18 protein-coding genes are annotated in these 11,531 nt (G+C 44.2%); 7 read left to right on the forward strand and 11 right to left on the reverse strand.

From position 1 onward, the window contains the following. Position 1: 1 nt before the first annotated feature. On the forward strand, positions 2 to 187 hold the full coding sequence (locus JOD21_RS10715) for a YqaE/Pmp3 family membrane protein (RefSeq protein WP_204729613.1): 186 nt from the start codon (positions 2 to 4) through the stop codon (positions 185 to 187). A 134-nt stretch (positions 188 to 321) separates the two neighbouring features. Beyond that, positions 322 to 579, forward strand: a complete 258-nt coding sequence (locus JOD21_RS10720) for a metal-sensitive transcriptional regulator (RefSeq protein WP_041121307.1) — start codon at positions 322 to 324, stop codon at positions 577 to 579. 59 nt (positions 580 to 638) lie between these two features. On the opposite strand, the gene JOD21_RS10725 is transcribed toward JOD21_RS10720, so the two are convergent. Both JOD21_RS10725 and JOD21_RS10730 read right to left on the reverse strand, forming a co-directional pair. Next, positions 639 to 908, reverse strand: coding sequence for a hypothetical protein (locus JOD21_RS10725; protein ID WP_204729614.1), 270 nt, complete (start codon positions 906 to 908; stop codon positions 639 to 641). 278 nt (positions 909 to 1,186) lie between these two features. Then, positions 1,187 to 1,657, reverse strand: a complete 471-nt coding sequence (locus JOD21_RS10730; protein ID WP_204729615.1) for a hypothetical protein — start codon at positions 1,655 to 1,657, stop codon at positions 1,187 to 1,189. A 244-nt stretch (positions 1,658 to 1,901) separates the two neighbouring features. Here JOD21_RS10730 and JOD21_RS10735 point away from each other — a divergent pair, with 244 nt between their 5' ends. After that, positions 1,902 to 2,093 (forward strand): DUF2187 family protein, encoded by a 192-nt coding sequence (locus tag JOD21_RS10735; RefSeq protein WP_052473932.1) that lies wholly within the window; start codon positions 1,902 to 1,904, stop codon positions 2,091 to 2,093. A 42-nt stretch (positions 2,094 to 2,135) separates the two neighbouring features. Here JOD21_RS10735 and JOD21_RS10740 read toward each other — a convergent pair whose 3' ends face one another. Then, entirely contained in the window at positions 2,136 to 2,291 is a 156-nt protein-coding gene (locus tag JOD21_RS10740; protein WP_160289496.1) for a hypothetical protein, read from the reverse strand. Positions 2,292 to 2,296: 5 nt separating this feature from the next. Beyond that, positions 2,297 to 2,755, reverse strand: coding sequence for a GNAT family N-acetyltransferase (locus JOD21_RS10745; protein WP_204729616.1), 459 nt, complete (start codon positions 2,753 to 2,755; stop codon positions 2,297 to 2,299). 63 nt (positions 2,756 to 2,818) lie between these two features. Here JOD21_RS10745 and JOD21_RS10750 point away from each other — a divergent pair, with 63 nt between their 5' ends. Next, the gene (locus JOD21_RS10750; protein WP_160289495.1) at positions 2,819 to 2,965 is read left to right on the forward strand and encodes a hypothetical protein; all 147 of its coding nucleotides are present in this window, start codon (positions 2,819 to 2,821) and stop codon (positions 2,963 to 2,965) included. A 9-nt stretch (positions 2,966 to 2,974) separates the two neighbouring features. On the opposite strand, the gene JOD21_RS10755 is transcribed toward JOD21_RS10750, so the two are convergent. After that, positions 2,975 to 3,400 carry a pyridoxamine 5'-phosphate oxidase family protein gene (locus tag JOD21_RS10755; protein ID WP_204729617.1) on the reverse strand — a complete coding sequence of 142 codons (426 nt, stop codon included), beginning with the start codon at positions 3,398 to 3,400 and terminating at the stop codon, positions 2,975 to 2,977. A 208-nt stretch (positions 3,401 to 3,608) separates the two neighbouring features. Further along, positions 3,609 to 4,580, reverse strand: coding sequence for an ABC transporter substrate-binding protein (locus tag JOD21_RS10760; protein WP_204729618.1), 972 nt, complete (start codon positions 4,578 to 4,580; stop codon positions 3,609 to 3,611). 159 nt (positions 4,581 to 4,739) lie between these two features. On the opposite strand from JOD21_RS10760, the gene JOD21_RS10765 reads away from it, so the two are divergent. The 3 genes from JOD21_RS10765 to JOD21_RS10775 are packed head-to-tail and all read left to right on the forward strand — an operon-like array spanning position 4,740 to position 7,509. After that, positions 4,740 to 5,741 carry a FecCD family ABC transporter permease gene (locus JOD21_RS10765; RefSeq protein ID WP_204729619.1) on the forward strand — a complete coding sequence of 334 codons (1,002 nt, stop codon included), beginning with the start codon at positions 4,740 to 4,742 and terminating at the stop codon, positions 5,739 to 5,741. Further along, positions 5,738 to 6,799 carry a FecCD family ABC transporter permease gene (locus JOD21_RS10770; RefSeq protein ID WP_204729620.1) on the forward strand — a complete coding sequence of 354 codons (1,062 nt, stop codon included), beginning with the start codon at positions 5,738 to 5,740 and terminating at the stop codon, positions 6,797 to 6,799. The genes JOD21_RS10765 and JOD21_RS10770 overlap by 4 nt, the downstream gene beginning before the upstream one ends. Beyond that, on the forward strand, positions 6,796 to 7,509 hold the full coding sequence (locus JOD21_RS10775; RefSeq protein WP_204729621.1) for a hypothetical protein: 714 nt from the start codon (positions 6,796 to 6,798) through the stop codon (positions 7,507 to 7,509). The genes JOD21_RS10770 and JOD21_RS10775 overlap by 4 nt, the downstream gene beginning before the upstream one ends. 54 nt (positions 7,510 to 7,563) lie before the next feature. Here JOD21_RS10775 and JOD21_RS10780 read toward each other — a convergent pair whose 3' ends face one another. From JOD21_RS10780 to JOD21_RS10800, 5 genes are all read right to left on the reverse strand, one after another. After that, the gene (locus JOD21_RS10780) at positions 7,564 to 8,025 is read right to left on the reverse strand and encodes a DUF4064 domain-containing protein (RefSeq protein WP_204729622.1); all 462 of its coding nucleotides are present in this window, start codon (positions 8,023 to 8,025) and stop codon (positions 7,564 to 7,566) included. A gap of 81 nt (positions 8,026 to 8,106) precedes the next feature. Beyond that, positions 8,107 to 8,889 carry an HAD family hydrolase gene (locus tag JOD21_RS10785; RefSeq protein ID WP_204729623.1) on the reverse strand — a complete coding sequence of 261 codons (783 nt, stop codon included), beginning with the start codon at positions 8,887 to 8,889 and terminating at the stop codon, positions 8,107 to 8,109. A gap of 292 nt (positions 8,890 to 9,181) precedes the next feature. Continuing rightward, positions 9,182 to 9,931 carry an amino acid ABC transporter ATP-binding protein gene (locus JOD21_RS10790; RefSeq protein ID WP_204729624.1) on the reverse strand — a complete coding sequence of 250 codons (750 nt, stop codon included), beginning with the start codon at positions 9,929 to 9,931 and terminating at the stop codon, positions 9,182 to 9,184. A 12-nt stretch (positions 9,932 to 9,943) separates the two neighbouring features. After that, positions 9,944 to 10,645, reverse strand: coding sequence for an amino acid ABC transporter permease (locus JOD21_RS10795; protein ID WP_204729718.1), 702 nt, complete (start codon positions 10,643 to 10,645; stop codon positions 9,944 to 9,946). Beyond that, positions 10,632 to 11,435, reverse strand: coding sequence for an amino acid ABC transporter substrate-binding protein (locus tag JOD21_RS10800; RefSeq protein WP_204729625.1), 804 nt, complete (start codon positions 11,433 to 11,435; stop codon positions 10,632 to 10,634). Before JOD21_RS10800 ends, JOD21_RS10795 begins: the two co-directional genes overlap by 14 nt. Positions 11,436 to 11,531 lie beyond the last annotated feature (96 nt).

Consider the following 11,531-nt stretch of genomic DNA (forward strand, 5'->3'; position numbering starts at 1 on the left):
AATGCTATATATTTTAGCTATATTCCTGCCGCCCTTAGCGGTATTATTTACAGGCAGATTCGGTTCGTTTCTGCTGAATATCCTGCTGACCATTCTCGGCTATATCCCGGGATTGATCCACGCTGTGATCGTTGTCAGAGACGAGAAGCATAAGAAGGATATGCAACGATATATGAATAAGAATTAATATTGAATGGCTGAGACAGTTGTGTCTCAGCCTTTTTCTGTAACCGGTTCTCCACGCTGCTAACTTCTTTACAAAACCCGAGTATCCTTATACGATATAAGTAGCTCAAAATTAAAATTAAAGGAGTTTATCCTATGGAATATGATAAGCAGCAAATTAACCGTCTGAAGCGTGCTGAGGGTCAGATTAAAGGCATTTTGCGGATGATGGAAGAAGGTAAGGACTGCCGGGACGTTGTGACGCAGCTCTCGGCTACACGTACTGCACTTGACCGTACAATCGGCCTGATCGTTGCACGCAACCTTGAGGAATGTCTGCGTAATGCAGAAAAAGATGAGGATTCATCAGATTATATTAATGAAGCCGTACAATTGCTTGTTAAATCAAGATAATCAAAAAAGCTGTCCTTAACGGGCAGCTTTTTCAATGAACTGCAGCGCTTTCTGCAGTCCTATGCTCCGGTTTTGATCCGGTCTCTGTATCTTGCAATGCTCTTCTCCACACTCATGACAAGCTGTTTTTCCCTGCGCCGCTCCTGCCATTTCGAGGCAAGCGAGTGAAGGAACATCAGCCCGATAAATGGAATAATGCTTATGTAAATAAAATGAGACGCTCCCTGAAAAATTTCCTGTAGTACAAACCACCAGTAACCTATGTAGATGATTGTGAATATAAGGCTAATCATTCCTTCTCCTGAAGATCTGCTTCTTTTTTTACGCATTTATTCACCTGCTTCACTGTACAAGATAGTTATATCCTATCATAATTTTTCAGAAAATTCATTTCTTTTATCATAGCGTTGTTAAAGTTGGCTGTTGATTTCCGCTCCAGGCGGAGGCTTTCCGGACGGCGGTCGCTGATCGTCCCGGAGTCACCGCCTTACGCACAATGCACATATCTTTTTCAAAAAATATTTTTTGTAAAAAAAGAAAGACAATACTATATAAAAAGCATCGTCTTTCTTTAATAAATAATAGCTATATTCAGGCCTCAGTCTTTTCAATCCAGCGCTGTGTTAAATACCTGTTCCATGTACTGAATGCTGCCGGTCAGGGAAGTAAGATAGTAAATCATCATAAAGATTGAAATCCCTAGCAGAACTGCATGCAGGACATTTTTTCCCTTGAAGCCTTCTTCTTTTCGTTTCCGATAAGCAGGTATGATCCGCTGCAGTAAGTAGACTGCCAGAATCCCCAGCGTTAATAACATGACCCATGACTGGATTGCCTGGTTGACTTCTGTCTCATAAAGGACAAATTGTAACGAGGGATTATCAGTTACTTCTATCGTGACATCTTCTTTAACAAACATGCCCCGCTCAAGCGTGATCTGCTGCGAACTTTCGTCATACATATAATCATAACCGCCTGGATATACACTTAATGTTATTGCAAGTGTAATCAATAAAACCATAATGCCGTATCCGGTGGCTGTTAACCATAAAGTCTGTTTGCTTTGCAATTTCATCATGCCTCCGCTCAAATTCAGCTAAACTCCATTCTAACAGAGTACCATATGTCCTGTAAGCGAAACTGATTTTTTTGCAAAATTACAGAATTTTTCCCCTATTCAAGTCTATTTATAGTAGAATACATAAGTACTAATGGGGTATATATCTAGTAAACATGGCTAGTATTTAAAGAAACGGCTTCTCTCATGTATAATGAAGAACAGTCCGTTACAAATTACTTTTTTAAGAATATGGGGTGCTGATATGACACAGGCTAATGTAGGACAGAAAGTTAAATTTACACGTCACGGGTTTGATATCACTGGTGAAGTGACTAAAATTCTGGAACGATCTGTGATTGTAAGTATATCAGAAGAAGACGCATTGCTTTTGGATTATGGAACGAACTTCACTGTCGTTTCACATGAAAATTATAAAGTGATAGAAAATGCTTAATATTCATATGGCAGTGCGCTGCCTGTTTTAAAAAATCTCCTGTCACGCTGACAGGAGATTTTTACTTTCTGTGATCTCAGTCAGCACGGCTGCTGACTTATATTGCTCAGGATCAAAGTTAAGCATCAGTATAAAGATTAAAATAATCATAATCACGACAATGGCCACAATGGCAATGACACTTTTTTTACCATTCATTTTATTCAACTCTTTTCTTTTGTATCTATTGTCAGTAGCATATCCACGTGTGGAATGCCGTCATCGAGATACTCTGCTGAGATTTCTTCAAAGCCGAATGAACCGTAAAATGTTCGCAGGTAGGTCTGACCCTGCAGCATGATTTCCCCGGTACCCCAATCTTTCATGACATCGATTGATTTTTCAACAAGCGCACGGCCAATCTGTCGGTTTCTGAATTCTTCAATCACAATGATTCTGCCGATTGACGCTTTATTATACTTAGTTCCAGCCTTCATCAGCCTTGCATATGCAGCAAGCTTGCCATCGATCTTCAGCTGAAGGTGCCATGATTCCGTGTCGTATCCATCCACCTCATGATAAGCACAATCCTGTTCTACTACAAATACGTCCACCCTGGCTCTTAAAATGTCATGCAGCTCCAGTGCAGATAGTTCCTCAAAACTTTTTAATACCCACTCCATTATGTACCTCCGTTCTGCTTTTACATCTGACTTCATTATAATAGAATGAGAAGTGAATTTCACATGAATGGAGGAATTGATTTGGACAGCGCACTCGACTGGGTCTTTCAGGTGTTATATGGCATCGGATTATTATTCATTATTGGATGTGGGATCATCCTCATGCTTCTGTTACAAAAAAAGAACCCTAACCGCCGTAAAGACGATTAGAGTATGATCTTACTTATCCAAATCCAGAGACTGTGGTTTCTCGCCTGAGTTCATCAGACGGATTGAAGTCGGTTCAATTTCGAGCACCACATATTTCGGATCATCCGGCCCTTCAAACCAGTTTGAAAAACGTTCATTCCAAAGTTTTTCCTTCAGTTCTTTGGAGTCACGGATCACAGCAGTACCTTCCACTTCTACATAAGAGTCCGCGTAGCCGTCACCTTCATATCCAAGCAGTACATGTACAAAAGGATTCTCATCTACCTCATCAGCCTTATGTGTATCACTGCTTGTTGGCGTGTGCAGTACATATCCTTCGTTAAAGAAAGTCATATAACGCGAATGCGGTCGGCCATCCTTCACCGTCGCAAGCGTACCTGTTTTATTATTTTCAAGCACATTTAAAATATGGTCCTTTAATTCTTTCTGATTCATTTGTCTTCCACTCCTTTTTTCTGGTCATGGTATTAGTATTTCCACGATTATGGGATTAGAAAACATTTGGGTCGGTTTTATTTGGGGGCACAGGGAGAAACGGGGCTTAGTGTACTGTTTTTAGAATGATTTCAATATCGGCACAGCAAGCTCCGTCCCTGGTGCGCCACCCTAAAAAACGCCCTGCACCAGCAGAGCGTTTCATTGTTTATTCAGTTAAAAAATAGTTTTCAATATCATCAAGCATAACGTTTGCCGCAAGGACACCACCTGCTGTGTTCCAGATTGTGTCGCTTACTTCTTTAATGTTGCCTTCCTGCACAACTTCAAGGTTTTGGAATAGCGGATCATTCAGCCAGTCTTCAGCATTCTGGTTCGCTTCTCCATCTCCTGTTTCGTATGTGAAGTAAAACAGCACGTCACCTTCCATTGCTTCGACACGCTCTTTCGTCACACCTTTTTCTGCGAAGTCATCTACATCCTGTTCTGGTGGACGCGCAAAACCAAGCTGATCTAAAATAATGCCAGAGAATGAATCTTTATGATAAATACGTGTATCTCCGGCAAGGAAACGGACCATTGAAATTTCCTTTTCAAGGTGACCGCCTTCTTCAAGCTGACCGCTTAATTCATCAACGCGGGTCTCGTAATCAGCCATGACCTGCTCGCCTTCTTCAGATTTATTCAAGGCTTCAGCATAAAGCTCAAAATTTTCCTGCCAGTCACCCTTCAGCGTTTCTGACATCACTGTTGGAGCAATCGCTTCAAGCTGCTCATATACAGCTTCCTGTCGCAGTTTTGTACCAATGATTAAATCCGGGTCAAGTGCAGCAATCGCTTCTACGTTTACTTCACTTTCAGTCCCAACCACTTCTACACCTTCCATCTGGTCAGAAATGTGGTCATACCATGGATCACCTGTCCATGATTGAACTGCGCCAACAGGGGTTACACCCATTGATAATAATGCTTCAGTACCTTCATTTGTCAGAATCACCACTTTTTCAGGTGTTCCTTCGATTTCAGCTGTACCCATCGCGTGTTCAACTGTGTATGTTTCAGCAGTTTCCTCACCGCTGTCAGCTGACTCATCTTCTGAAGTTTCATCAGATCCGCCGCAGGCTGCAAGAACAAGTGCTGTTATGCTCATTAATAAAAGTAGCAAATTGAACTTTTTCATTTTTTTCTCTCCTTACCTCTTAATATTGATAATGATTCTCATAACTATTCAAGAATAATCAAGAGCAACGCTGGTGTCAACCGCTAAATGAAAACCGTTTTCATTAAGCTGATTTTTCGTTATAATAGACCTACTTGTGTGAAGGAAGGATCTTTTACGATGAAATCTTCAAAATCATTTACATGGCTTTCAATTTCAGGCGCATTATTATGTATGCTCCTTCTCTTATTTGCCAGTGTGCGATTCGGTTATCAGCAAACCTCATTTCAGCAGATTATCCGGTCGTTTACTGCTTTTGACGGGTCAAATGCCCACTTAATTATACAAAGTGTCAGAATCCCTAGAGCGCTGATTGCAGCAGCAGTTGGAGCTGCACTGGCCGTATCTGGTGTCCTGATGCAGACGCTGACCAAAAATCCACTGGCTTCCCCCAGTATTTTTGGAGTTAACGCTGGCGCGGGACTGGCGGTTGTCATCGGGGTAACGATACTGAATGTCAGCTCTCTTCACGCTTTTGCGATCCTTGCATTTATCGGGGCGGCAGTTGCGATCACAGCCGTTTTTGCCCTCGGTTCGCTTGATCAGAGAGGCTTGTCACCACTTCAGCTGACGCTTGCCGGGGCGGCATTATCCGCTCTTTTCGGATCAGTTACGCAAGGGCTTTTAGTTTTAAATGAATCAGCGCTTGAATCCGTGATGTTCTGGCTTGCAGGGTCTGTCCAGGGGCGGGATCTTGCACTGTTACAGACAGCCCTTCCCTATCTGGCAGCCGGATTCATCATTGCGATCTTTTTCTCACGGTCCTTTAATATATTGGCCATGGGTGATGACGTGGCAAACGGTCTTGGCGTGAAAACTGCTCCACTGAAAATATGGATTGGGATCATCGTTGTTTTACTCGCTGGCGGTGCCGTTTCAGTTGCCGGACCAATCGGCTTTATCGGCATTATGATTCCACATTTAGCGAGAAAATGGATTGGTATTGACCACCGGGTACTGATTCCGATGGCTGCACTGCTTGGGGCAAACCTGCTGCTTGCAGCTGATATTGCAGCAAGATATGTGATTATGCCACAGGAAATTCCTGTCGGCGTCATGACTGCGATCATTGGTACACCAATCTTCATTTATATCGCAAGAAAGGTGGGGTCTTCACAATGAGCCGCTTTAAACCTGTCCGCTTCGGTCAAAAGGGACCTTCATTTTTATTTGATATCCGTACTGCGATCAGTATAGGTGTTGCTTTGATCATTGTCATTGCAGCATTCCTTATCAGCCTTGGATTAGGTGAAGTATGGGTATCTCCACTTGATATCGTGAAAGTATTTTTAGGAATGGGCGAACCTCTGAATGAACTTGTCATCAGAGAATTCAGATTGCCGCGGGTTTTAATCGCACTGCTTGTCGGGGTCGCGCTTGCAGTTGCGGGTGCACTGCTTCAGGGGATGGTCAGAAACCCTCTCGCCTCACCGGATGTCATCGGCATCTCAGGTGGAGCCAGTGTGTTCGTCGTCGGTTTTCTTGTCCTGTTCAGCGATTCCAACGGCGCACTGAGTGTATCCATCCAGTGGCTGCCGGTTGCAGCTTTTCTTGGCGCATTAATCGCTGCTGTGCTGGTCTATATTTTTTCATGGAAAAATGGATTGTCACCGATCCGGCTTGTGCTGATCGGAATCGGCCTATCACTTTTTGCAAATGCTGTCACAACAATGCTCATGCTCATCGGCCCGATCTATCGTGCGAGCCAGGCAAATATCTGGATCACAGGGTCAGTCAACGGATCAACGTGGAGCCAGGTGTGGATTTTACTTCCATGGGTCAGTCTGTTATTCTTAGCAGCACTTCTCATGGCACGTCACCTGAACCTGCTTGAACTTGGAGATGATATCAGCACGTCAATGGGATCAATTGTCTCTAAGCAGCGGATTCTGATTCTCCTGATTAGTACAGGTCTCGTCGGGGGATCTGTTGCTTTCGCTGGCGGAATCGGTTTTGTCGGATTGATGGCACCGCACCTGGCGAGAAAATTAATCGGATCATCTTTCGGATCACTTATTCCAATGTCAGCATTGATTGGTGCAGGACTTGTCATGCTCGCCGATCTGATGGGACGGCTGATTGCCGCGCCGCTCGAGATCCCTGCAGGCGTATTTACTGCAGCGATTGGCGCACCTTACTTTATCTATCTTTTATTTAAAGAAAGGGGTAAAAAATCGTGAACCAGCAGGAACTTTTTTCATATATAGAAGACGCTTTTCCGGTAAGATTCAGTGAAACTGAACTCGGTACAGAATGGAACTTGTCAGATTGGCTTGATCAGGATACAGCAGCAGAAGATCTCGCGTATATCCAGCGGATTCAGGAAGCACCAAAACTTATGGTCGCAGGATCGCTGTCTATGAAACGCACGGCTTTTACACTTGTCAGCGTACTGCTTGCCCATTATAAAAGCGGACAGGCATGGGATCTGTCTTCCTCGGATGTGAGACTTGTGCATGACCCTGAAGCTCCTTTTCAGCTTGGTGTACACTTGAGTGGAATACAATCTTATGACCGTGAGCTCAGTTGGGATGACCTGCTGCGCAACCTTTATTTTGACTGGGTGAAACCGCTGATCCTCTCAGTTGAAAAAGCCGGCAAAGTAAAACAGATCGTCTTATGGGAAAATTTTTATATCTATCTGCGATGGTTCTATAAAAGTCTCGCTCCTGAATTAAAAGGACTCGATCAGCTCGACTGGGAATCACACTGGGAGCATATTGTCTCGGAAGACTTTTTCGGGGAAGAAGAACCAAACCCCTTCACCCACCTCGATCAATTCAAAGCCAAACGACAGCTGGAAGATGCGCGCGTCAGAAGCACATGCTGTTATAAATACATGCTGCCCGGCAAGAAGAATTGCCGGACGTGCTGTCTGGTGAAGGATTGATTTTCACGGGCAAAAAAAGCCGCTGTTCCACAATCGAAACAGCGGCTTTTTCTATTAAAGTGGTCTCATCTCATCATCTGAATGAGTATATGGATCTTCCACTACTTTCGGTTTACGTACGAAGCACATAATCGCTGCGATCAGGAATAATAGTGCCGGCAGCCACCCTAAAAGGACCGTCCCAACTGCTACAACCAGTGTACTTGCGATCAGTAAGCCGCCTGCAAGTTTCGGTTTTTTATTACGCTTCATAGCGAACAGGGCGATAATACTTAAAACCGTACTTATAATAACAACTACATTGAAAAACAAGCCCAGACTTGCGAACAAATCTGTAACCACGGCCGGGTCGACTCCTGCATCTGCAAATGCCGGGTCATTTTGGAACTCCATTTCCATTTCTTGCTGCACTGCCGGGTCCTCAAATAGTGCACCTAAAAATAATGCCCCTGCAATCATCAGCACATTTACTACAATTCCAATAATCGTTAATACACCTTCTGCTGTTCTTTTCATCTGATTACCTCCCAATTATAAATATGTATGATTTCCTTATCCCCTCATTTACGGAATGATACACCTAAAGGTTTCAAAATTTCACAGCAGAGTTTTTATTTCTTTCAAACGGCGGATTGTCTGGTCAGGCTGTCCATCAGCTTCACCCGGCACAGTATCATCATGATGCTGGATCCATATGCTGTGAATGCCTGCCCGGTTAGCACCAAGTATATCCGTTTTCAGATTATCGCCGACCATCCACGCATCATCAGCTGACACTTCCGCGAGACGGAGCGCCTGATCGAAAATAGCTCTTCCCGGCTTCCCTTCACCCACATTCCCTGAAATAATTATATGATCAAAGTATGGAACGATTTCCGGTGTAATCCGGAGTTTTTCAAGTTGTAGTGACGGTGCTCCGTTAGTCACAATGACCAGCTTATAGCCGGCCGCTTTAAGATCACTTAATACCTCTATCGTTTCCTCATATAAAAAAGGAGACGCTTTTCTATGGGTGATAAAATGCTTTCTTAACACGGATCCATCCACGTCTGTCCCACATACTTTCAGGGCAGCCTGCCAGACGCGCTGCTGATAGGATTCTATCTGTTGACCCATCAATCTGAACTGATAGTGTACCGGGTCTCCAAAAGCGCCCCACAGGCCTTCAAACGGGTTAATACCGATCATCTTCGTAAAGTCATAGAAAGCGTATTCCTGATAAATCTCCGGTGCCGCTTTTTTGACTTCAGCAAGCATTGCTTCCGGGTCTGTTCCATATAACCTTTTTGCATCTTCTGCCGTTTTGGACAATGCGGTTTCAATACTTTTTTTATCCCACAAAAGTGTGTCATCAAGATCAAAGAAAATTGCAGATGGCATGTGATCAGCTCCTGTTCTGTTAGATTTTAATATTGTCACAAAATTCGGTGGATAAAGCAATGGGGAGTTAGGGAGGTGAATGGGGTGTGTCCAGGAGATTACGGGGGTGGTTCCGGAAATTATATGAGTTGTTCCTGAGATTCCCATTGATGTTCAGAACATGATAGCGGTGGTTCAGGAGATTATACGCATCGTTCAGGAAAAAGTGTAATTTGACCTAGCCCCCTCCCCCACCGCATCTGCCGCGAACACATGCCACAATCCAAAATAAAACCCCCGCACCTGCGGAGGTCTATGATGGATTCAGCACACGATCGAGAAACTGCTTCGTACGCGCTTCTTTCGGTGCTTTCAATATTTCTTTTGGCGGACCCTGCTCCACGACAACGCCGCCGTCGATGAACATGACGTGATCTGCAACGTCTTCAGCGAACTTTAGCTCGTGCGTCACGACAACCATTGTCTGTCCTTCCCGGGCAAGCTCTTTCATGACGCTCAGTACTTCACCAACCAGCTCAGGGTCGAGCGCTGAAGTCGGCTCATCAAACAGCATGAGTTCAGGTTCGATCGCAAGTGCGCGGGCTATACCAACGCGCTGCTGCTGCCCGCCTGAGAGCTGATGCGGATAAAGATCCATTTTTTCTCCGAGTCCCACTTTCTCAAGCAGTGACACAGCCCTCGCCCGTACTTCTTCTTTATTCAACTTCTGCACAATAACCGGCCCTTCCATTACATTTTCCAGAGCAGTTTTATGTGGAAAAAGGTTATAGGACTGGAACACCATGCCGGATTTGCGGCGGAGCTTCAGGATTTCATTCTTTTTCGGATACTTAGAAAAATCGAGACTGAATCCATCAGAGAATTCAAATAACCCCTGATTCGGCATTTCAAGTGCGTTCAGACAGCGCAAAAAGGTTGTTTTGCCTGAACCGGATGGTCCGATAATTGCCACAACGTTTCCTTTAGGTACTTCAAGGTCAATGCCGCGCAGGACGTTCAGTTCTCCAAATGACTTATGAAGGTTTTGTACATGAATCTGCATGTGATCTCCTCCTTATTTCGCGACGTAGCGATCCAGTTTTTTCTCAATCCGGCCCTGTACGAGTGACAGGATAAAGCAGACAATCCAGTAGAGAATGGCTGCTGTAATATACAATTGGAGGAAATCATAGGTCCTGGCTGCGATTTCCTGTGATTTCCGGAAGAGTTCAACCACTAAAATCTGTGAGGCAAGTGATGTATCTTTTACCAGGCTGATAAATGAATTTGACAGCGGTGGAATTGAGACACGCGTTGCCTGCGGTAAAATAATTCTGCGCAGTGTCTGCGGGTAGGTCATACCGATTGTATACCCCGCCTCCCACTGACCTTTAGGTACTGAAAGGATTGACGCACGAACAATTTCAGATGCATATGCCCCTACATTTAGAGAGAAGGCAATGACTGCACTTGGGAACGGGTCAAGCGTGACGCCGAGGTCCGGCAAGCCAAAGAATACGATAAACAATTGAACGAGTAATGGTGTTCCGCGGATTGCTGAGACATAGACTCTTGCAATGCCTGAGAAGACTTTGTTGCCTGAGAGTCTGGCTAATGCTGTTAGGAGTGCGAGTATCAGACCAAAAGTAAAAGATAAAAGAGTAAGCGGAATCGTATTTTTGATTCCGCCCTCTACCATTGGTCCAATTGAAGACCAAAACAGCTCCCAGTCCACCAGTGGATCAGCTGCTCCTAATATAAAATTACTGAGAAACATCTTCGCCAAACCATTCTTCAGAGATTTCTGCCAGTGTACCGTCTTCCCTCATATCTGCAAGGTGCTTATTGAATTCTTCTACAAGCTCCTCGTGACCCTGACGGAACATAAATGCACTTTCTGATACGTCACTTTCTTCTGCTGCGATTTTAATACCTGCATCAGGCTGCTGCTTCTGGAAATCCAGAATGGCAAGCTTATCATTTACAGTCACTTCCGCACGACCTGTTTTAATCAGTTCAATTGCCTGTGCAAGTCCTTCAACCTGAACAAGCTCTGCACCGTACTCAGTTGCAATATCCGCATAGTTACTTGTCAGTGACTGTGCTGACTTTTTACCTTCTATATCTTCGAATGAAGAAACTTCACTATTATCTTCAGGCACGACTACGACCGCTGATGAAAGTGTATATGGCTCAGAGAAATCATATGTCTCAAGACGTTCATCATTAATACCCACCTGGTTGGCAATCACATCAAAACGCTCAGAGTTCAGCCCTTCAAACATTGAATCCCACTGCGTTTCGTTATATTCGACCTCAACGCCCATGCGTTCTGCAATTTCATTCATAACTTCAACATCATAACCAGTCAGTGCGTCTGATTCATCATGGAATGTAAATGGGGCATACGTTCCTTCTGTTCCAACTGTGATGACGCCTTCTTCCTGAATGGATTCAAGCAGGTTCATGTCCTCTGAAGCATTGCTGCTGTCACTGCTTTCTTCTGAAGATCCGCATCCTGCAAGGACCCCTGTTAATAGTAATGATGCTGCTAACGTTTTCTTCATCTCTAAAACCACCTATTCTTATCGGGATTATGTCATAAGCATGATTGTACGACGGATCGGGTAAATTGTAAACACCAAAGTTTTTTGAGCTTAGGG

The sequence above is a fragment of the Jeotgalibacillus terrae genome (assembly GCF_016908195.1).
Taxonomy (GTDB): Bacteria; Bacillota; Bacilli; order Bacillales; family Jeotgalibacillaceae; genus Jeotgalibacillus; species Jeotgalibacillus terrae.

Coding starts and splice junctions, on each gene's coding strand:
- JOD21_RS10715 (WP_204729613.1), top strand. CDS start 2: ATGCTATATATTTTAGCTATATTCCTGCCGCCCTTAGCGGTATTATTT.
- JOD21_RS10720 (WP_041121307.1), top strand. CDS start 322: ATGGAATATGATAAGCAGCAAATTAACCGTCTGAAGCGTGCTGAGGGT.
- JOD21_RS10725 (WP_204729614.1), bottom strand. CDS start 908: ATGCGTAAAAAAAGAAGCAGATCTTCAGGAGAAGGAATGATTAGCCTT.
- JOD21_RS10730 (WP_204729615.1), bottom strand. CDS start 1,657: ATGATGAAATTGCAAAGCAAACAGACTTTATGGTTAACAGCCACCGGA.
- JOD21_RS10735 (WP_052473932.1), top strand. CDS start 1,902: ATGACACAGGCTAATGTAGGACAGAAAGTTAAATTTACACGTCACGGG.
- JOD21_RS10740 (WP_160289496.1), bottom strand. CDS start 2,291: ATGAATGGTAAAAAAAGTGTCATTGCCATTGTGGCCATTGTCGTGATT.
- JOD21_RS10745 (WP_204729616.1), bottom strand. CDS start 2,755: ATGGAGTGGGTATTAAAAAGTTTTGAGGAACTATCTGCACTGGAGCTG.
- JOD21_RS10750 (WP_160289495.1), top strand. CDS start 2,819: ATGAATGGAGGAATTGATTTGGACAGCGCACTCGACTGGGTCTTTCAG.
- JOD21_RS10755 (WP_204729617.1), bottom strand. CDS start 3,400: ATGAATCAGAAAGAATTAAAGGACCATATTTTAAATGTGCTTGAAAAT.
- JOD21_RS10760 (WP_204729618.1), bottom strand. CDS start 4,580: ATGAAAAAGTTCAATTTGCTACTTTTATTAATGAGCATAACAGCACTT.
- JOD21_RS10765 (WP_204729619.1), top strand. CDS start 4,740: ATGAAATCTTCAAAATCATTTACATGGCTTTCAATTTCAGGCGCATTA.
- JOD21_RS10770 (WP_204729620.1), top strand. CDS start 5,738: ATGAGCCGCTTTAAACCTGTCCGCTTCGGTCAAAAGGGACCTTCATTT.
- JOD21_RS10780 (WP_204729622.1), bottom strand. CDS start 8,025: ATGAAAAGAACAGCAGAAGGTGTATTAACGATTATTGGAATTGTAGTA.
- JOD21_RS10785 (WP_204729623.1), bottom strand. CDS start 8,889: ATGCCATCTGCAATTTTCTTTGATCTTGATGACACACTTTTGTGGGAT.
- JOD21_RS10790 (WP_204729624.1), bottom strand. CDS start 9,931: ATGCAGATTCATGTACAAAACCTTCATAAGTCATTTGGAGAACTGAAC.
- JOD21_RS10795 (WP_204729718.1), bottom strand. CDS start 10,645: ATGTTTCTCAGTAATTTTATATTAGGAGCAGCTGATCCACTGGTGGAC.
- JOD21_RS10800 (WP_204729625.1), bottom strand. CDS start 11,435: ATGAAGAAAACGTTAGCAGCATCATTACTATTAACAGGGGTCCTTGCA.